Origin of the sequence: Sphingomonas yantingensis, from assembly GCF_014199325.1 — a bacterium.
In the GTDB taxonomy this organism is placed as follows: domain Bacteria; phylum Pseudomonadota; class Alphaproteobacteria; order Sphingomonadales; family Sphingomonadaceae; genus Sphingomonas; species Sphingomonas yantingensis.
The window spans coordinates 158,349-176,102 of the sequence record NZ_JACIJJ010000003.1; the positions used below are offsets into that span (position 1 = coordinate 158,349).

Consider the following 17,754-nt stretch of genomic DNA (forward strand, 5'->3'; position numbering starts at 1 on the left):
CATATCGCCGCATGGCCGATTTCCCGCAAGCGTCGATCCTGCCCCGCCCCGAACGCGCGATCGAGGCGCTGGGCGACGCCTTTTACGATCGCGTGGAGCCCGCGCGTTTTCCGCAGTCGATCCTGCGCTGGCGCAACGACCGCGCGGCGGCGGAGGTCGGGCTGGACACGCTCGCCGATGACGAATGGCTCACCCGCTTCGCCCGGTTCGAGGCACTGCCCGGCAGCCTCTCCCAGCCGCTGGCACTGCGCTATCACGGCCATCAGTTCCGCCAGTACAATCCCGAGATCGGCGACGGCCGCGGCTTCCTGTACGCCCAGCTCCGCGACGGGGACGGCCGGTTGATGGACCTCGGCACCAAGGGATCGGGCCGGACGCCGTGGAGCCGCTTCGGCGATGGCCGCCTGACGCTGAAAGGGGCGGTGCGTGAACTGCTTGCGACCGAGATGCTTCAAGCGCTCGGCGTCCCTACCAGCCGCACCTTTTCGATCGTCGAGACGGGCGAGGCACTGGAGCGAAACGACGAACCTTCCCCCACCCGCGGCGCGGTGCTGACGCGGCTCAGCCACGGGCATATCCGCATCGGCACGTTCCAGCGCCTCGCCTATCTGCGCGAGGCGGAGAATATGGCTGCGCTGACCGACTACTGCCTCCACCATTTTTACGGCGAGAATGCCGGTCCCGACGCGCCCGCCCGGCTGCTCGCCCATGTCGTCGAGCGGACGGCGACGCTGGCCGCATCGTACATGGCGGCCGGGTTCGTCCACGGCGTGCTCAACACCGACAACATCAACATCTCGGGCGAGAGCTTCGACTATGGCCCGTGGCGGTTCGCGCCAACCTGGGATTCGGGCTTCACCGCCGCCTATTTCGACCATGCCGGCCTCTACGCCTTCGCCCGCCAGCCCGAGGCGATTCACTGGAACGTCATGCAACTCGCCGTCTCGCTGCGCGCGATTTCGGACGCCCCGCCGCTGATCGAGGCGCTTGAGCGGTTTCCCGACGCCTATCAGGCGGCAGTCGCGCGTGCGATGCTATGGCGGCTTGGCGTCACGCCGCGCGGCGCGGACGACCAGCCGTTGATCGAGGCGATCGAGCGCGGCCTGCGCGAGGAGAACGTGGGCATCGACGCCCTTTTCCACGACAGCTTCGGCGGCGCGATCCCCGCGTCCTATGGCGACGCCTTCGCCGAGGCACGCCAGCACCTGTCCGCCTACGCCCCCCGCAAGGACCGCGACGATCCGCACTGGGCCGGCCCGGCCGTGTCGATGCTGATCGACGAGGTCGAGACGCTCTGGTCCGCGATCGACCAGCGCGATGAGTGGCAGCCGCTGTATAACAAAGTCGCGGCCGTCCGCGCGATGGGACAGGCGCTCACCTGAGGACGGGTGGCAATTGCAACCGCTTTGATGCAGAACGCGCCACCTTGAGGGGAGCCAGCCGGAAAGCGCATTGTGTCAGCCAGCGAATTGATCTCGTTCGAGCCCGCGACGGGCGCCGTCCTGTGGCAGGGAACGGCGGGTGACGCCGATGCGGAAGTCGCAGCGGCACGGTGCGGCTGGAGCCAGTGGGCCGCGCGACCGCTTGCGTATCGGGTCGAGACGATGCGCCGCTTCGCCAACGTCGTGCGCGCCAAATACGACGCCTTCGCCGACCTGCTCGCGCGGGAGACGGGCAAGCCCCTCTGGGAAGCGCGCACCGAAATCGACACCGTGATCGCCAAGGTCGACATCTCGATCACCGCCTTTCAGGAGCGGACCGGCCAGCGCCGGATCGACGCGGCGATGGGCAGCCGCCTGGCGCTCCGGCACAAGCCGCACGGCGTGCTTGCGGTCCTCGGCCCCTATAACTTCCCCGCGCACCTGCCCAACGGGCACATCGTCCCCGCGCTGATCGCGGGCAACGCGGTGGTCTTCAAGCCGTCGGAAAAGACGCCCGCGACCGGCGCGTTCCTCGTCGACTGCTATCGCGCGGCGGGGGTGCCGGAGGATTGCATCCGCGTGCTGCTGGGCGGCCCGGATGCCGGCCGTGCACTCGCGACGCATCCGGGGATCGACGGCCTGCTCTTTACCGGCTCGGCGCGCACGGGCCTCGCGCTCAACCGCCAGTTCGCCGAGACGCCGGAAAAGATCCTCGCGCTCGAAATGGGCGGCAACAACCCGATCATCGTCTGGGGCACCCCGGACCTCTATTCGGCCGCCGTGCTCGTCATCCAGTCGGCCTTCACCAGCGCGGGCCAGCGTTGCACCGCGGCGCGCCGCCTGATCGTCGAGGATCGCCTGTTCGATCCGCTGGTCGAGGAAGTGGTGAAGCTTGCTGGCCGCCTCATCATCGGCGATCCCCATGCCGACCCCGCCCCCTTCATGGGGCCGGTGATCGACAACGACACCGCCGACATGCTGACCGAAAGCTTCCTGTCGTTGATGAGCGTCGGGGGGCGCCCGATCCGGTACATGGAGCGGACGGTCGAGGGTCGCCCCTTTCTGTCGCCGGGGATCGTCGACATGACCAATGCGCGCGAGAAGCCCGATGTCGAGCTGTTCGGCCCCGTGCTCCAGGTCATCCGCGTCGCGACGTTCGAGGATGCGATCGTCGAGGCGAACAACACCCGCTACGGCCTGTCCGCCAGCCTCGTCAGCCAGGACCCACGCCTCTACGACCAGTTCTGGGCCGGCATCCGCGCGGGGATCGTCAACTGGAACAAGCCCACCAACGGCGCGAGTTCCTCGGCCCCGTTCGGCGGCGTAGGCTGGTCGGGCAATCACCGTCCCAGCGCCTATTACGCCGCCGATTACTGCGCCTTCCCCGTCGTTTCGAGCGAGGCGGAACAGGCGCGAGCCTCGATCGGCATCGGCCTTCGCGAGCATTGAGCCGGGAGCGGCAAAAGCTCTTCTAGCCGTGCCCCAAGCATCCGTCGGTTGTGACGCCGCCCCCTGCGGCCCACATCGGCGATCATGGCAAGTCTTCTCGATCCCGAGGCGCGCGGGCGCGTCATTCTGGTGGGGGCCGGTCCCGGCGACCCCGGCCTGCTCACCGTTCGCGCGGTCGAGGCGTTGCGAGGAGCCGACGTCGTCGTGCATGACGGCCTGATCGACCCGCGCGTCCTCGATCTCGCGCCGCCGCACGCGCAGCGTATCTCGGTCGCCAAGAAGCGCGCGCGGCATACGGTGCCGCAGGAGGGGATCAACGCCCTGATCGTCGCGCATGTGAAGGCCGGCTCGATCGTCGTTCGGCTGAAGGGCGGCGACCCCTTCATTTTCGGACGCGGCGGCGAGGAGGTCGAGGCGGTGCGCGCCGCAGGCCTGGCGGTCGAGGTGATTCCCGGCGTCTCCGCTGCGCTCGGCTGCGCGGCCGAAGCGATGCTGCCGCTCACCCACCGCGATCATTCGAGCGCGGTCAGCTTCGTCGCGGGTCAGTGCAAGGGCCTGTCGGACCAGGACTGGTCGGGCCTGGCCGGCGTCGGCCGCACGCTCGTCATCTACATGGGCGTCGCCACGGCGAGCGCGATCGCCGACAAGCTGATCGCCGACGGCGTCGCCCCCGACATGCCCGTCGCGGTGCTCGAAAAGGGCACCTGTCCCGGACACCGCGCGCTGAGAACGTTGCTCGCCGACCTCGGCGCGATGGTCGAGCGCGAGGGCGTCGAGAGCCCCGCGATCATCGTCGTCGGCGACGTGGTCGAACTCTCGGATGCCGAGGACAAGCTCGCCCGCTGGGCACGCGTCGCGGAAGGAATGGCGGCATGAAGATCCTGACGGGCAACGATCTCGCCACCGGCGACGTCGTCTGGTGGACGGGCAGCGACTGGTCCCGCCATGTCGAGGATGCCGCCGACGTCGGCGAAGCGGGCGAGCGCATCGGACGCGAAGAAGAGGCCGCGCGCCGCGTCAACGTTCCCTACGTCATCGACGCGGCGGGAACGCCCGAGGGCCCCCGCCCCGCGCACATCAAGGACCGCATCCGCGCGCTCGGCCCCACCGTGCGCACCGACCTCACGCTCAAGCCCTCCGACCCTGCCGCCGGCAACTGGGTGATCTGACATGTACCGCTACGACCAATATGACCAGGCCATCGTCGACGCCCGCGTCGAGGAGTTCCGCGACCAAGTGGCGCGCCGCCTGTCGGGCGAACTGAGCGAGGATCAGTTCAAGCCGCTGCGGCTGATGAACGGCCTCTACCTACAGCTTCATGCCTACATGCTGCGCGTCGCCATCCCCTATGGCACGCTCAATTCGGGCCAGCTTCGCGTGCTCGCCGATATCGCCCGCCGCTACGACCGCGGCTATGGGCACTTCACCACGCGTCAGAACCTCCAGTACAACTGGATCAAGCTGGCCGACGCGCCGGATATCCTCGCCGAGCTGGCGAAGGTCGAGATGCATGCCATCCAGACCAGCGGCAATTGCATCCGTAACATCAGTTCGGACCAGTACGCCGGCGCCGCCGCGGACGAAGTGACCGACCCGCGCCCCTGGGCCGAGCTGCTGCGGCAGTGGAGCACCTTCCACCCCGAGTTCAGCTACCTGCCGCGCAAGTTCAAGATCGCCGTCATCGCCGCGGCGGAGGATCGCGCGGCGATGCGCCTCCACGATATCGGCATCGAAATCATAGAGCGGGACGGCGAGCAGGGCGCGCGCATCTTCGTCGGCGGCGGCATGGGCCGCACGCCGATGATCGCGCACGAGGTTCGCGACTTCGTCGGCATCGACGACCTCTTGAGCTATCTGGAAGCGTGCCTGCGCGTCTACAATCGCTACGGCCGGCGCGACAACATCTACAAGGCGCGGATCAAGATCCTGCTGCACGAGATCGGCGTCGACGAATATCGCCGTCAGGTCGAGGAGGAGTTCCTCGCGGTCAAGCAACTCGGCCTCGACCCGCCTAAGGCCGAGTTCGACCGCATCGCCGCCTTCTTCGCCGATCCGCCGTTCGACGGCGACGCACCCGACGCGGTGGACCGCAGCGACCCCGGCTTCGCGCTCTGGCTCGACCAGAACGTCGCCGCGCACAAGGCGCCGGGCTATGCGATCGCGACGATCAGCCTGAAGCCCGCGGGCGGCATCCCCGGCGACGCCACCGCCGAGCAGATGGACCTGATCGCCGACTTGGCCGAGCGCTACAGCTTCGACGAGCTGCGCGTCACCCACGCCCAGAACCTCGTCCTGCCGCACGTACGCAAGGCGGACCTGTACGCGGTGTGGCAGGCGCTGGACGGCGCGGGACTGGCCGAGGCCAATCTCGACCTGATCGGCGACATCATCGCCTGCCCCGGCCTCGATTATTGCAGCCTCGCCAACGCGCGCTCGATCCCGCTGGCGCAGAAGATCAGCAACCGCTTCGCCGATCCCGAGCGGCAGCGCGACCTTGGCGAGCTCAAGCTCAAGATCAGCGGCTGCATCAACGCCTGTGGCCACCATCATGCCGGCCACATCGGTATCCTCGGCGTCGATCGAAAGGGGACGGAGAACTACCAGCTCCTCCTCGGCGGGTCGGGGGCGGAGGACGTGAGCCTCGGCCGGATCACCGGCCCAGGCTTCGACGAGGACGGCGTGGTCGACGCGATCGAGCGGGTGACCGACCTCTACAAGGCGCGTCGCGAACCCGGCGAACGCTTCGTCGACACCTATCGCCGGATCGGCATGGAGCCGTTCAAGGAGGTCATCTATGCCCAGTCGTGACGCGATCTGGCCCGCCGAGCCGCACGCGCTCTATACGGCGCACGGCTATTCGCCCGCGGTCCGCGCCGGCGACCTTCTGTTCGTCTCCGGCCAGGTCGGCGCGCGCGCCGACGGCACCCCGCCCGCCGATCTGGGCGAGGAAGTGTCGCTCGCCTTCGACAACCTCTCGGCGATCCTCGACGCCGCGGGTGCCGGCTTCGACGATGTGGTCGACGTGACGATGTTCGCGATCGACCCCGACGCCGTGCTGCCGGTCGCGTTGCCCGAATTCGCCGCGCGCTTCGGCGACGGCCCGCGCCCCGCCGTGACCGTACCCGGCACCACCTGGCTTGCCGGGTTCCGGTTCGAGATCAAGGCGATCGCCCATCTGCCGACAGGTGCCGCATGACCGACACGCCCCTCCGCTTCCGCGACGAGCCCGAGCATGACGAGCCCGCCGTCACGCTCGACGCCTTCCTCGGCCAGTCCAACGCCACCGCCGTCCGGATCGAGGCGGGCGAGGATGCGCGCGCGCTCCTCCCGCACCTCGGTCGCCTCGCGCTGGTCGAGGTGAGCTTCCCGAGCTTCCGCGACGGGCGCGGTTATTCGGCGGGCTCGATCCTGCGCGAGGCGGGCTATGCCGGGGAGCTGCGCGCCGAGGGCGACGTGCTGGTCGACCAGATCCCGCTGATGCGCCGCTGCGGCTTCGACAGCTTCGCGCCCGCCAAGCCCGTGGATCGCGCGGCGCTGACCCGTGCACTCGAGCGGCACGAGCATGTCTATCAGGGCGCGGCGGATGGCCGCACGCCCGTCTGGAGGCTTCGCCATGGCTGACGCCGCCGTCCGCCGCATCGACCGCATCGACGTCGCCCCGCGCTTCACCGCCGCCGATGCGCTGCGCCTCAACAACCTGTTCCGCGGCCGCGACACGGCGGAAATGCTGCGCGTCGTGCTCGGTGAGCAGATGGTGGGCGAGGTTGCCGTCGTGTCGTCGTTCGGCGCGGAATCGGCTGTCCTGCTGCATCTGGTCGCGCAGGCCGACCGCTCGACGCCGGTGCTGTTCCTCGACACCGGCAAACACTTCCCCGATACGCTCGCCTATCGCGACGCACTGGTCGCGCGCCTCGGCCTAACCGACCTACGCATCCTGACGCCGGATGCCGACGCGCTGGAAAAGCGCGACGCGACCGGCCTTCGCTGGTCATACGATCCCGACGGCTGCTGCGAGATCCGCAAGGTCGCACCGCTCGAAAGGGCGATGGCCGGCTTCGACGCGAGCATCACCGGGCGCAAGGCGTTCCAGGCGGCGACGCGCGCCAACCTGCCGCGGTTCGAGCTCGACGGTGACCGGCTCAAGATCAACCCGCTCATCACCTGGAGCCGGGAAGATCTGGAGGGTTACTTTACCCATCACGACCTGCCCCAACATCCGCTGGTGGCGCAGGGCTATCCCTCGATCGGCTGCGCCCCCTGCACCAGCAAGGTCGCGCCGGGCGAAGACCCGCGCTCGGGCCGGTGGAAGGGTTGGGACAAGACCGAATGCGGCATCCACGTCCAGCCCGGCGACGGCGACCCCGACCAGCCGAGCTTCTGAGGGTCAGGCCGCGACGGCCACCGGTTCGTCGCGCAGGTGACAGACGAACCGTTCCGCCGATCCGCGCAGGTCGTATGCGCTGACCGACAGCGCCCGCGTGCTGCCGCGTAGGTCGGCGGCCAGCGTGCCCGCCGCCTCGACCCGCTGCGCCAGCGCCTCGATCCGCTGCTCGATCAGGTCGGCATTGCTTGCCGCCCGCGTCGCGCTCGTTTCGATCGCACTGGCGAGCGCGCGCTGATCCGCCGCCTCCGCGGCGATCCCGGCGGCAGCATCCGACACCTCGCCCACCGCATCGCAGACCATCTGCGCGTCGATGCTCGACGCCTCCGCCGATCCGCGCACGTCGTTGAGGATATCGACGATCCGCCCGCTCGCACGCTCGGTCTCCGCCGCCAGCCCCTTCACCTCGCCCGCGACCACGGCGAAGCCGCGACCGGCGTCACCCGCGCGCGCCGCTTCGATCGTCGCGTTGAGCGCGAGGAGGTTGGTCTTCGCCGCGATGCCGCGGATTTCCTCTATGAAGGTGCCGATCTGCTCGGCACGCTGGGATAGTGCGGCAATCGTCGCGCTGCTCTGCTCGCTCTTGGCGCGACCGATCCCGGTCAGTTCGCGCTGCTGCTCGGCCGCCGCGGCAATCGAACCGATCGAATGGCCGAGCGTCGAGATCGCGCCCGCGACGCGCCGGATCTCCCCCGTCGCGTCGGCGGCGTTGGCCGCGACCATCCCGGCCTCGCGCCCCGCCGCGCCGAACATCGCGTCGAGCGTGGTCGCCGACGCCTCCAGCCCCTGCGCCGCATCCTCGATCGCCACCGCGATGCCCGCGACCGATGCCTCGAAATCCCCTGCCAGCGCCAGCAGTTCGCGTCGCCGCTCGGCCGCGTGGTTGCGCTCGGCATCGCGCCGCTCGGCCCGCGCGGTCTCGGCCAGCGCATCGGCGCGCCGCACCTGCGCCAGCGCATCCTCGGCGCGCGCCGCCTCGCGCTCGGCCCGCTCGCGCTCGGCCTCCGCCGCGGTGACCAGGCGGGTACTCTCCGCCACCGCCCGATCCTGCGCCGCGACCAGCTTGGCGAGATGCGTGGTCACATACCCCAGCACGCCGAATTGCAGCACCACCGCCAGCGCGTGGAACACCACCCGCCCCAGATTGCCGTTGCCGTTGAACACCCAGTCGGGCGCCAGCCACTCCAGCGCCAGATGGTGAACCGCGATCAGGCCAGACGCGAGCAGGATCGGCCGCCAGTCGCACAGCACCGTCAAGAGCGCGAGCGCGACGAAGAAATACATGTGCGCGTCCATCTGCCACTCATGGCCGGCCAGCGCATAGACGAGCAGCGCGGGCATCACCGCCGCCAGCGTCCCCGCGATCAGCCGCGCGGTCGCATCGGACCGCCGCCGCACCGCCGCGACCGTCGGCAACAGGCACGCGGCACCGCCGAGCAGCGCGATCGGCAAGACCGGCCGCTCCGTCCCCAACGCGACGAGCAGGATCGCGATGAGGCTCGCCCAGCCCGCCCCCGCCACCAGCATCACGCCCCGCCGACGCAGCGCCGTCAGCCCGCAGTCCGCATCGCTCGCGATCGTGTTCATGCCGTCCTCCCCGCCTGTCCGCACAGCGCCGGCCGCGCCGCGACCACCACGCCGCCTGCGCGCAGCACCACCGCCAGCACCGCGTCGCGCCGCCCCTCGACGACCAGGCTGCCGGGCAGCGTGCCTTCGCCGACCAGTCGCGCGCCGGCTCCAATCGCGGCGTTGAGCGCGCCGACCCCGCTGCCCGCGACGGGCACGATCAGCAGCGCCCCCTCCGCCGGCGGCGCCAGCAGCAGCGCCCCGATCCCGCCGATGACGAGCAAGCATTGGGCGGCAACGGCGACCGACCCCGGAAACAGCTTAATCATGGGTTACGCCTAGGGCCAAATTGGTGAAGACCGCGTTAGGATCGCGCTACCAACTTCGGACCGATGCGACGCGCGCGCCACCGCAATAAGCCCGTACCCCGGCGAAGGCCGGGGTCCAGTTGCGGAACGTGTGCGGTTCTACCGTCAGCCATTGAACGGTACCCGACTGGACCCCGGTCTTCGCCGGGGTACGGCGTCGCTTTTAGGGAAAGCCCCCTCGCCTCAGTCCAGCGGCCCCTGATATTGCGGACCGGCATAGTCGCTGAACCGCGTGATCTCCGGCTCGAACTTCAGCGTCACCTTGCCCGTGGCGCCGTGGCGCTGCTTGGCGATGATGAGCTCGGCGAGGCCGAAGACGCGCTCCATGTCCATGTGCCACTTCTGGTGGTCCTCGAACACCTTGGGGTCGTCGCCCTCGACCGGGCGCTTGGGCTCCTTGGCGGCGACGTAATAGTCCTCGCGGTACACGAACCAGACCATGTCGGCGTCCTGCTCGATCGAGCCGGATTCGCGAAGGTCGGAGAGCTGCGGGCGCTTGTCCTCGCGGCTTTCGACCTGACGGCTGAGCTGCGACAGTGCCATGACCGAGACGTTGAGGTCCTTGGCCAGCGTCTTCAACCCGCGGCTGATCTCCGAGATTTCCTGCACGCGATTGTCGCTCTTGCCGCCCGATCCTGACAGGAGCTGAAGATAGTCGACGACGATGAACTTCAGGTCGTCGCCCAGCGTCCGCTTCAACCGCCGCACGCGCGTATGCAGCGCGCTGATCGAAATGCCCGCGGTATCGTCGATATAGAGCGGCAGGTTCTGAAGGTCGGTGGCCGCATCGGCGAGCTGGCGGAACTCCTGTTTGCTGATCCGGCCCATGCGCAGCGCCTCCGAACTGATGCGCGACTGTTCGGCGAGGATACGGGTGGCGAGCTGGTCGGCGGACATTTCGAGGCTGAAGAACGCGACCTTGGCACCCACCGTCTCCTTGGGGCTGAGGCCGAGCGCCATGTCGTCGTTCCAGCGCCGCGCGGTGTTGAACGCGATGTTGGTGGCGAGCGAGGTCTTGCCCATGCCCGGACGCCCGGCAAGGATGATGAGGTCGGAGTGATGCAGACCGCCGATCCGCTGGTTGATGCTCTCGAACCCCGTGGTCGAACCCGACAGGCCGCCGCCGGCGTTCAGCGCCTTCGCCGCCATGTCGACCGCGGCCGCCGTCGCCTGGGCAAAGGTCTTGATCGACTTGGTCGTGGTGCCGCCCGCCGCAACCGCGAACAGCCGCTCCTCCGCCGCTTCGATCTGAGCCGAAGGATCGATCTTCTCCGAGGTGTCCATCGCCCGGTCGACCAGTTCGCGGCCCACCTCCACCAGCGTGCGAAGCTGGGCGAGGTCGTAGATCTGCTTGGCAAACTGCCGCGCACCGATCAGGCCGGCGCCCGATCCGGTGAGCTGCGCGAGGTACGCCGGTCCACCGAGCGCCGCCATCCCCGTATCCGCCTCGAACATCGGCCGCAGCGTCAGCGGGTTGGCGAGCAGGTCGTCGCCGCGCAGCTTGGCGATCGCGCCGAAGATGCGGGCATGGACGGGCTCGTGGAAATGCTCGGTCTTCAGCATGTCGACGATGTCGTCGGCCAGCCGGTTGTCGATCATCATCGCGCCGAGAAGCGCAGCCTCCGCCTCGACATTCTGGGGCAGGCGGATGGGTTCGGCGGGCGCCGTCGGAATCAGTTGGGTGGCCATGCCCCCTCTTGGGCGCATCCCCGCCCCACGTGCAACCCGATCGGCCTGTGAAAGCTGTGGGCCGTTGTAATCGCGATCCGAACGCGGCAAGCGGGACACAGCATGGCCGACCCCCGCATCATCGACGTGACGCTCGACGAGCGGACGATCCTGTGGCGGTCGGCCGATGTCGAGCAGGAACGCCGCATCGCGATCTTCGACCTGCTCGAGGGCAATCACTTCCGCCCCTTGCGCGAGCATCCCGACGGCTATGCCGGCCCCTATCGCCTCGCGCTCAGCGTCGAGGAAGGACGCTTGGCGCTGGCGATCGCGCGAGAGGATGGGACGCCGCTGGAGACGCTGGTCCTGGCGCTCGGGCGGTTCCGCCGGCCGATCAAGGACTATTTCGCGATCTGCGACAGCTATTACCAGGCGATCCGCAGCGCCACCGCCGCGCAGATCGAAACCGTCGACATGGCCAGGCGGGGCATCCACAACGAGGCGGCCGAGCTGCTTCGCGAGCGGCTGGACGGCAAGATCGAGATCGACTTCGACACCGCGCGGCGGCTGTTCACGCTCATCTGCGTTTTGCACATCAAGGGCTGAGGGGGGCCGCAATGTGGGGTTTGGGGCGCTGGATCGGCGCCGTCGTGTTCGTCGTGATTCTGGGAATCGCCGGCTGGTGGTTCGCCGCGCACTGGCGCCCTGCGGTCAAGAACTTCCCGATCCAGGGCGTCGACGTCAGCGCCGCGACCGGCGCGGTCGACTGGGGTACGGCCAAGGCCGAGGGCGCGGACTTCGCCTATGTGCTCGCCACCATGGGCGACCGGGGCCGCGATCCCACGTTCGGGGGGCATTGGGCGGCGCTGGCGGACAGCGGTATCCGGCGCGGGGCGATGCACGCTTATTCGCTCTGCCGCCTCGCCGCCGATCAGGCCGACCATTTCAACGCGGTCGTCCCCCGGATGCCCGATGCCCTCCCCGCGGTGGTCGCGTTCGACTTCGCCGCCGACTGTACCGACCGCCCGACGCGCGAGGTGCTGCTGCGCGAGGTCGCGACCTTCCTCGAGCGCGTCGAGCGCCATACCGGCGAGCGCGTGCTGATCCGCGTCAGCCCCGATTTCGAGAAGCAGTACCGGCTGAGCGACGGCCTGCCGCGCACCTTCTGGGCAACGGGCAACTGGTTCCCGCCCGACTATCTGGCGCGGCCGTGGCGGATGTGGCAGGCGAACGGCGCGCGCCGCGTCGAAGGGTTCGAGGCGCCGGTCGCCTGGGATGTCGTTGCACCATGATCGAGATTGACGAAACCGCACTGGTCGCCGCCGCCCGCACCGCGGCGCTCAACGCCCACGCCCCCTATTCACGCTTTGGCGTCGGCGCGGCGCTGCTGCTGACCGACGGCAGCGTGATGACCGGCGCCAATTTCGAGAATGCGAGCTACGGCCTGTCGCTCTGCGCCGAAACCGTCGCCACCGCGTCGGCCAGCGCCGCCGGGCGCCTCCGCGATATCGTCGCCGTCGCGGTGATCGGCGGGATGATCGAGGGTGGCCGCCCCACCGGCGACACCCCCGTCCGCCCGTGCGGCCGCTGCCGCCAGGTGCTGAACGAGGCTGCCGGCATGTCGGGCCGCGACCTCACAATCCTGTGCGCGGGTGCGGAGGGTCAGCGCGTCGAGCGCCACCGCCTGTCCGACCTTCTCCCCCATGCCTTCGGCCCCGCCGATTTGGGGATTGATCGTTAAGACGTGACCGCTAACATCCCCCACAAAACAGGGGGATGAGGATGTTCGAAACGGACCGCGTGAGACCACGCGCGATCGTCGGCCATGTCGGCCGCAAGGGAATGCGCCTCGCGCTCGTCGGACCCGCGGGCGGGATCGACCCCGGCACCACGCGCTTTCACGATGCCGCCGCGATCACCAGCCTGTCGGGCACGATCAGCGCGTTCCAGCGCGAGATGGCGCTGCCCCCCGGCCCGGTCCGCTCCGCCTTCGCGGTCGCAGGCCTCGTCCGCGGCGACGCGATCTCGGTCACGCGCACGCGCTGGTTCCTGTCGCGATCGGGGCTCGCCGGCATGCTCGGCCACGCCCCCGTCATCCTCAACGATTTCGAGGCGGAGGCCTGGGCGCTTGCCGCGCGCGAGCGGCCCGCCGGCCACCCCACCACGCACGTCGTCGCCGGCGCCACCTCCGGCCTCGGCGTCGCGGTCCTGCGCCGCGATCCCGTCCGCGGGGTGAGCGTCCTTGCGACCGAGGCGGGCCACGCCGCTTTCGCCGCCCCCGACGCCCCCCTCGCCGCGCTGGTCGCCGAGCTCTTCCCCGGCCGGAGAATCGTCGGCGCGGAGGAGCTCATCTGCGCCTCCGGCCTGGTCACCGTCTATCAGGCGATGGCGCGCGCCAGGGGCGCCGCCCCCCGCTTCGCCAGCCCCGAGGCGATCACCGCCGCCGCCACCCGCGATCCCATTGCAGAGGCCGCGTGCGAGACGCTCGCCACCGCCTTTGCCGCGCATCTCGGCAATCTCGTGCTCTGCTATGGCGCGTGGGACGGGGTGATCGTGGCGGGCGGGCTCGGCACCGCGCTGTCGCCGATGTTCCACCGCCCGCGCGTCGCCGCCGCCTTTGCCGGCATCAGCCGCCACGCGCGGCAGGTGGCACAGGTCCCGATCCGCTTCGAGACGATGGCCGAGGGCGAACTCCACGGCGCGGCGGAGGCGCTGCGCGCGGCGTGATTCCGCTCGCGGCGCCGCCTACGCGCGTGAGCCCGTCAAAACATCAATGCGCCTTCTTCCCCGGCAACAGCTTGATGAGCCCCACCACGACGAAGCCGACCACCAGCCCGAGGATGCCCGACCCCAGCGCCGTCACCCCCCACTCGATCGCGCCCACGCCGCCGCCGACCGCGACCGCGGCGTCGTGGATCACATGCTCCGGCCCGGCGATGCCGAAGCCCGCGAGGCCATGGACGATGATCCCGCCGCCGACCCACAGCATCGCCGCGGTCCCGATCCAGGCGAGCAGCTTGAGCAGCACCGGCATCCCCGCGAGCAGCCCGCGGCCCAGCCCCACCGCGCGCCCCGTCTTGACCAGGTGCAGCCCCACATCGTCCATCTTCACGATGAGCGCCACCGCGCCATAGACCGCGATCGTGATCGCGATGCCGACGATCGCCAGCACCACGCCCTGCATCCACAGGCTCTGCTGCGGCAGCTCGGCGAGCGCGATCGCCATGATCTCCGCCGACAGGATCAGGTCGGTGCGGATCGCCCCCGACACCTGCCGCGCCTCCAGCTCCGCCGGATCGGCGATCGCCGCCGCATCGTCGGTATGCGTATCGCCGGTCAGCTTGTGCAGCAGCTTCTCGGCCCCCTCGTAACAGAGGAACGCGCCGCCCAGCATCAGGATCGGCGTGATCGCCCATGGCGCGAACGCCGACAGCAGCAGCGCCGCGGGCAACAGGATGATGAGCTTGTTGCGAAGCGAGCCCACCGCGATCTTGGCGATGATCGGCAACTCGCGCGCGGGGGCGAGGCCGACGACATAGCCCGGCGTCACCGCCGCATCGTCGATGACCACCCCCGCGGCCTTGGTCCCCGCCCGAGCCGCCGCGACGCCCACGTCATCGACCGAAGCCGCCGCCAGCTTGGCGATCGCCGCCACGTCATCGAGTAGTGCGATTAGGCCGCCGGCCATGCGGGATTCCTTTTCCTGAAATTACTAGTCTAAACGTTTGCCAGTTTTCGCATACTGCTTCGAAAGACTACACAATTTCGAGAAATACGGCCAGCACCCTTGCTGTGCTTTTTACAAAAACGCTCTCGACGGGTCGCTGACTTGTCAACATTCTCATAGGCGTGCTTTGGAGACTTCCCTTCCGACGCCTCAAGAGCAGACATGAAGGCATCCCTCAAAGCATTACCATTTAGATAATTGGCCTTAATCGGCTTTCCCGAAAAAGCCGAAACGCACCAAGCTTCTGTCGACTCGATAGCTGGAAAAAAAACATGACGCTTACGATCTGATGATGAGAGAATAGACATCTCGGCGGCGCCAGCGAGAACCTTTTCGACTTCCTGCGCCCTTGCTCTTGGATTACTTGCAGTAACGATCGATACACCATATTCTTTCAAAACAAACTTTTTGAAAGAGACGTCCTCTAAAACGTCACTATCTAAATGCACCAAAATTGCATCTAAATGATCCTCGCCTAAATCGCCACCAAACAAACCGCCGTTGAAGTATTTTTGGATTCGCGTCTGAGCCGTGTAACGTTTGAACCGAGTGAGAACTGATGCCCACCCGCCAGTAGGCCTAGTCCGATCCATTTCGGGATGTAGCGATCTGAACGTTGCCGATATACCAAGATCTGCCAACGCCACCCCTACAAAATGTTCAATCGCTGGATAATCACTGGGCCCTTCGCAAACGACGCCAATCCTCATCACATTACCCCCAAAGCGCCGGGAATGTCGCCATCAAGCCAAAGCTGGGATAGGTTTCGCCCTCCCTTAACCGCTTCCCACCTCTCACGAGACATACCCTTCGGCACTTTCAGTCGTGTAGCAGTTGTAAAACCTTTCTCTCCCCGCTTTACAACAAAAACCCTATTATCATTGTCAAATAGATCAAATGCATCAAGGGCAGTCGGATTATGGCTAGTGAGAAATACCTGCTTAGCCCCTAGCCAGGTCTGATTTTCGCTAGATGTCTTACATACTTTGATAATTTGCTCGACGAGGCTTCTCGTTAGTTTTGGGTTAAGGGCATTGTCGACGTTGTCGAATGCAAATACCTTCGGTGCACCTGGATGGGATAACAATATAGCAGCAAATAAAAGGAAAAGAGTACCTTCGCTGCTATCATAAACTGACAACTGATTTCTTCGAGCGTGCATAAAGCAATCAACAAAATATACAATTTCAGTACGATCCGCCATGTCGCGAGAAGTTAACAGAGGCGCCGGCCTATGCGTACCGAACTCAGACGCCCATCCGGGCAATCCAACAAGTTGCACGCAATCGTCTATAATCTTTTTGTTGTGCTTATCCAAAAAATGCTCACCGCCTCTTCGGAAACTTCTCCAAGCGCTTAGAAGGCCAGACGCTGCTTCGGGGAGCCCTTCGCCATGAAGACCTATGGGTGGATTATCAACACGACCAGCTTGACGGCCTCTTAGAAAATCAGGTTGTGGCGTATAAATCGAAAATCGGCTAAATTCGGAAAACTCAGCAGCAGCTGACTCATCAATATCATACGTAGCCTTGATTTGATCCCAAATACCTCTGTGCTGCTCCAGCCGATGAGCATGTGAGACACCGGTCGCGCTCGCGCCGCGATTGCTACGCCCAAAGACCTTCTTTCCCCTGATCGACGCTGACTCAGAGAAGAATCTCAGCAGGGGATCGCCTTCTCGGCTCTGCAAAGTAGCCTTGTAAGTGATCCGGCTACTGAACTTTGCTTCAAGCATGAGCGTTTTAGGCAAGTCCTCGTTTTTGAAGGACGACTTCATCAATTCGGGTGGTGTAATTCGCAAGCCTCTCTGGCCGATATCCGAATCCCCCAAGCCTCGGCCTAGGCAAGCAGAGGCCAGACCGATAGCTTCAAGTAAATTGGACTTTCCGGTTCCATTTCCACCGATAAAAAGATTTACGCGGCCAAACTGCAGCGTTTCTTCACGTACAGTTTTGAATCGCTCAATCGTTAATTCAGACAACATTCAGTGTAGAACCTCAGAGAAGAACGAACCGAGAACCTGCGACCTTAGAAAGTATGCGCACAGGTAGCCATGGGATCATCCAAGCCGCGCATTGCGGTAACATCACACTCTTAACGAAGCTACCCCCGCTTCCCCGCCTTCTCCCACTCCGCCACCATATCCAGCGGCGCGATCGGCGGCCCTGCCCCCTCGGGCCGCCCGTTCAACTTGTCGAGCGCCACGCCAAGCTTCCATTCGACATGCGCGCGCAGGATCGCGTCGGCCTGACGCGCGCGGTCTTCCATATATTGCGCGGCGCGGACTTCGGCGGGCTTGTTGGCGCGGCTGTAGCGGCCGAGGCTGTCGACCTTGATCGCCAGCGGATCGGGATCGCGGATGCGCTTGTCGTGGTGATAGAGGAGCGCCATCGCCTGATAGGTGGTCATCGCCGGGATCGGCAGCGGCTCGTTGTCGCGCCAGCCGTCATGCTCGTGGCTCCAGGGATTGAACCCCTCGATCAGCGCCGCCTCCAGCCGCTTATATCCCATCTTCAGCGCCTCGTCCCATTCGCGGGCGAAGCCGGGGTCGCGGCGGCGGCGGCGATAGAAGGCGGCTTCCGCCGCGCCCGCCGCCGCCGCCGACAGCCGCACGTTGCACGTGGCGGCCAGCGCCATCAGGAACGCCTGCTCGGCCGCGCGCGTCAGCTTGCCGGGCTGCGCGGCACGCAGCTGGAGCCGGCCGTTCCTGAGCGGCAGGATCACCGGCTCGCCGCCCGCGGTGCGAAGCTCGGGCGCGGCGCGTTTCGCCCGTGCGCCCGGTTGCCGCGCCTCGGGCCGGGCCGCGCCCTTTCGCGCCAGCCGCGCCTGTGCCGCGACGACCGCCGCGTCCCACTTGGTCGCGAACACCGGGTGCTGTTTTCGCCGGTGCTGCATCGTGCCGTAAGCCTTGCCGATGACCCGCGCCGACAGTCGGGCATTGCCCGTGCGCGCGAGTTCGGTCAGGAAGCGGCGGTTCTCTTCTGCCTGTTCGGCGGTGAACAATCGGGCCATGTTCGCCATCTGTTCACATGAAATCCTACATTGCAAGTGGGCGGGCTTTGCGCTAGGCGCGCGGCTTCCATCGAGACATCGACGGGATTTGCGGGAGGCGGGGTTTCGGCCCGGCCGCTTCAACCGCTCAACTTGATCCGCGGCGCTTGCGCCTCGGCAACA

19 protein-coding genes are annotated in these 17,754 nt (G+C 67.1%); 12 read left to right on the forward strand and 7 right to left on the reverse strand.

Going from position 1 to position 17,754, the window contains the following annotated elements:
* Positions 1-11 precede the first annotated feature (11 nt).
* From FHR19_RS10620 to FHR19_RS10655, 8 genes are all read left to right on the forward strand, one after another.
* Positions 12-1,382, forward strand: a complete 1,371-nt coding sequence (locus tag FHR19_RS10620) for a protein adenylyltransferase SelO family protein (protein ID WP_184028043.1) — start codon at positions 12-14, stop codon at positions 1,380-1,382.
* A 72-nt stretch (positions 1,383-1,454) separates the two neighbouring features.
* Entirely contained in the window at positions 1,455-2,870 is a 1,416-nt protein-coding gene (astD, locus tag FHR19_RS10625) for a succinylglutamate-semialdehyde dehydrogenase (RefSeq protein ID WP_184028045.1), read from the forward strand.
* Between the two features lie 84 nt (positions 2,871-2,954).
* Positions 2,955-3,746 (forward strand): uroporphyrinogen-III C-methyltransferase, encoded by a 792-nt coding sequence (gene cobA, locus FHR19_RS10630; protein ID WP_184028048.1) that lies wholly within the window; start codon positions 2,955-2,957, stop codon positions 3,744-3,746.
* The gene (locus FHR19_RS10635; RefSeq protein WP_184028051.1) at positions 3,743-4,039 is read left to right on the forward strand and encodes a DUF2849 domain-containing protein; all 297 of its coding nucleotides are present in this window, start codon (positions 3,743-3,745) and stop codon (positions 4,037-4,039) included. Before cobA ends, FHR19_RS10635 begins: the two co-directional genes overlap by 4 nt.
* Position 4,040: 1 nt before the next feature.
* Positions 4,041-5,678 (forward strand): nitrite/sulfite reductase, encoded by a 1,638-nt coding sequence (locus tag FHR19_RS10640; RefSeq protein ID WP_184028054.1) that lies wholly within the window; start codon positions 4,041-4,043, stop codon positions 5,676-5,678.
* Complete coding sequence (locus tag FHR19_RS10645) at positions 5,665-6,066, forward strand: Rid family hydrolase (RefSeq protein WP_184028057.1); 402 nt, start codon at positions 5,665-5,667, stop codon at positions 6,064-6,066. Before FHR19_RS10640 ends, FHR19_RS10645 begins: the two co-directional genes overlap by 14 nt.
* Positions 6,063-6,491 (forward strand): DUF934 domain-containing protein, encoded by a 429-nt coding sequence (locus tag FHR19_RS10650; RefSeq protein WP_184028060.1) that lies wholly within the window; start codon positions 6,063-6,065, stop codon positions 6,489-6,491. Before FHR19_RS10645 ends, FHR19_RS10650 begins: the two co-directional genes overlap by 4 nt.
* Positions 6,484-7,251 carry a phosphoadenylyl-sulfate reductase gene (locus FHR19_RS10655; RefSeq protein WP_184028063.1) on the forward strand — a complete coding sequence of 256 codons (768 nt, stop codon included), beginning with the start codon at positions 6,484-6,486 and terminating at the stop codon, positions 7,249-7,251. The genes FHR19_RS10650 and FHR19_RS10655 overlap by 8 nt, the downstream gene beginning before the upstream one ends.
* 3 nt (positions 7,252-7,254) lie before the next feature.
* Here the strand turns inward: FHR19_RS10655 and FHR19_RS10660 are convergent, their stop codons facing one another.
* From FHR19_RS10660 to FHR19_RS10670, 3 genes are all read right to left on the reverse strand, one after another.
* A complete protein-coding gene (locus FHR19_RS10660; protein ID WP_184028066.1) occupies positions 7,255-8,838 on the reverse strand; it encodes a methyl-accepting chemotaxis protein in 1,584 nt (527 codons plus the stop codon).
* On the reverse strand, positions 8,835-9,146 hold the full coding sequence (locus tag FHR19_RS10665; RefSeq protein ID WP_184028069.1) for a hypothetical protein: 312 nt from the start codon (positions 9,144-9,146) through the stop codon (positions 8,835-8,837). The genes FHR19_RS10660 and FHR19_RS10665 overlap by 4 nt, the downstream gene beginning before the upstream one ends.
* Positions 9,147-9,368: 222 nt before the next feature.
* Positions 9,369-10,874 (reverse strand): replicative DNA helicase, encoded by a 1,506-nt coding sequence (locus FHR19_RS10670; protein ID WP_184028072.1) that lies wholly within the window; start codon positions 10,872-10,874, stop codon positions 9,369-9,371.
* A 102-nt stretch (positions 10,875-10,976) separates the two neighbouring features.
* Between FHR19_RS10670 and FHR19_RS10675 the strand changes: the two genes are divergently transcribed.
* Genes FHR19_RS10675 through FHR19_RS10690 form a run of 4 tightly spaced genes read left to right on the forward strand, consistent with a single transcriptional unit; the run spans position 10,977 to position 13,580 of the window.
* A complete protein-coding gene (locus tag FHR19_RS10675) occupies positions 10,977-11,459 on the forward strand; it encodes a UPF0262 family protein (protein WP_184028076.1) in 483 nt (160 codons plus the stop codon).
* Between the two features lie 11 nt (positions 11,460-11,470).
* Positions 11,471-12,145 carry a GH25 family lysozyme gene (locus FHR19_RS10680; RefSeq protein ID WP_184028078.1) on the forward strand — a complete coding sequence of 225 codons (675 nt, stop codon included), beginning with the start codon at positions 11,471-11,473 and terminating at the stop codon, positions 12,143-12,145.
* Positions 12,142-12,594, forward strand: a complete 453-nt coding sequence (locus tag FHR19_RS10685) for a cytidine deaminase (RefSeq protein ID WP_184028080.1) — start codon at positions 12,142-12,144, stop codon at positions 12,592-12,594. The genes FHR19_RS10680 and FHR19_RS10685 overlap by 4 nt, the downstream gene beginning before the upstream one ends.
* A gap of 41 nt (positions 12,595-12,635) precedes the next feature.
* Positions 12,636-13,580, forward strand: a complete 945-nt coding sequence (locus FHR19_RS10690; RefSeq protein WP_184028082.1) for a glucokinase — start codon at positions 12,636-12,638, stop codon at positions 13,578-13,580.
* A 43-nt stretch (positions 13,581-13,623) separates the two neighbouring features.
* Here the strand turns inward: FHR19_RS10690 and FHR19_RS10695 are convergent, their stop codons facing one another.
* The 4 genes from FHR19_RS10695 to FHR19_RS10710 form a co-directional block, all read right to left on the reverse strand.
* Entirely contained in the window at positions 13,624-14,541 is a 918-nt protein-coding gene (locus tag FHR19_RS10695) for a DUF808 domain-containing protein (RefSeq protein ID WP_184028084.1), read from the reverse strand.
* Positions 14,542-14,570: 29 nt separating this feature from the next.
* Complete coding sequence (locus FHR19_RS10700) at positions 14,571-15,290, reverse strand: hypothetical protein (protein ID WP_184028087.1); 720 nt, start codon at positions 15,288-15,290, stop codon at positions 14,571-14,573.
* Positions 15,290-16,564, reverse strand: coding sequence for an AAA family ATPase (locus FHR19_RS10705; RefSeq protein ID WP_184028089.1), 1,275 nt, complete (start codon positions 16,562-16,564; stop codon positions 15,290-15,292). Before FHR19_RS10705 ends, FHR19_RS10700 begins: the two co-directional genes overlap by 1 nt.
* A gap of 119 nt (positions 16,565-16,683) precedes the next feature.
* On the reverse strand, positions 16,684-17,592 hold the full coding sequence (locus FHR19_RS10710; protein ID WP_184028092.1) for a hypothetical protein: 909 nt from the start codon (positions 17,590-17,592) through the stop codon (positions 16,684-16,686).
* Positions 17,593-17,754 lie beyond the last annotated feature (162 nt).

Bases quoted from the DNA above. Each gene is read 5' to 3' on its own strand.
- FHR19_RS10660 (WP_184028066.1), bottom strand. From the start codon at position 8,838: ATGAACACGATCGCGAGCGATGCGGACTGCGGGCTGACGGCGCTGCGT.
- FHR19_RS10675 (WP_184028076.1), top strand. From the start codon at position 10,977: ATGGCCGACCCCCGCATCATCGACGTGACGCTCGACGAGCGGACGATC.
- FHR19_RS10640 (WP_184028054.1), top strand. From the start codon at position 4,041: ATGTACCGCTACGACCAATATGACCAGGCCATCGTCGACGCCCGCGTC.
- FHR19_RS10710 (WP_184028092.1), bottom strand. From the start codon at position 17,592: ATGGCCCGATTGTTCACCGCCGAACAGGCAGAAGAGAACCGCCGCTTC.
- FHR19_RS10670 (WP_184028072.1), bottom strand. From the start codon at position 10,874: ATGGCCACCCAACTGATTCCGACGGCGCCCGCCGAACCCATCCGCCTG.
- FHR19_RS10620 (WP_184028043.1), top strand. From the start codon at position 12: ATGGCCGATTTCCCGCAAGCGTCGATCCTGCCCCGCCCCGAACGCGCG.
- FHR19_RS10680 (WP_184028078.1), top strand. From the start codon at position 11,471: ATGTGGGGTTTGGGGCGCTGGATCGGCGCCGTCGTGTTCGTCGTGATT.
- FHR19_RS10690 (WP_184028082.1), top strand. From the start codon at position 12,636: ATGTTCGAAACGGACCGCGTGAGACCACGCGCGATCGTCGGCCATGTC.
- FHR19_RS10665 (WP_184028069.1), bottom strand. From the start codon at position 9,146: ATGATTAAGCTGTTTCCGGGGTCGGTCGCCGTTGCCGCCCAATGCTTG.
- FHR19_RS10645 (WP_184028057.1), top strand. From the start codon at position 5,665: ATGCCCAGTCGTGACGCGATCTGGCCCGCCGAGCCGCACGCGCTCTAT.
- FHR19_RS10700 (WP_184028087.1), bottom strand. From the start codon at position 15,290: ATGAGGATTGGCGTCGTTTGCGAAGGGCCCAGTGATTATCCAGCGATT.
- FHR19_RS10705 (WP_184028089.1), bottom strand. From the start codon at position 16,564: ATGTTGTCTGAATTAACGATTGAGCGATTCAAAACTGTACGTGAAGAA.
- FHR19_RS10655 (WP_184028063.1), top strand. From the start codon at position 6,484: ATGGCTGACGCCGCCGTCCGCCGCATCGACCGCATCGACGTCGCCCCG.
- cobA (WP_184028048.1), top strand. From the start codon at position 2,955: ATGGCAAGTCTTCTCGATCCCGAGGCGCGCGGGCGCGTCATTCTGGTG.
- FHR19_RS10635 (WP_184028051.1), top strand. From the start codon at position 3,743: ATGAAGATCCTGACGGGCAACGATCTCGCCACCGGCGACGTCGTCTGG.
- FHR19_RS10695 (WP_184028084.1), bottom strand. From the start codon at position 14,541: ATGGCCGGCGGCCTAATCGCACTACTCGATGACGTGGCGGCGATCGCC.
- FHR19_RS10650 (WP_184028060.1), top strand. From the start codon at position 6,063: ATGACCGACACGCCCCTCCGCTTCCGCGACGAGCCCGAGCATGACGAG.
- FHR19_RS10685 (WP_184028080.1), top strand. From the start codon at position 12,142: ATGATCGAGATTGACGAAACCGCACTGGTCGCCGCCGCCCGCACCGCG.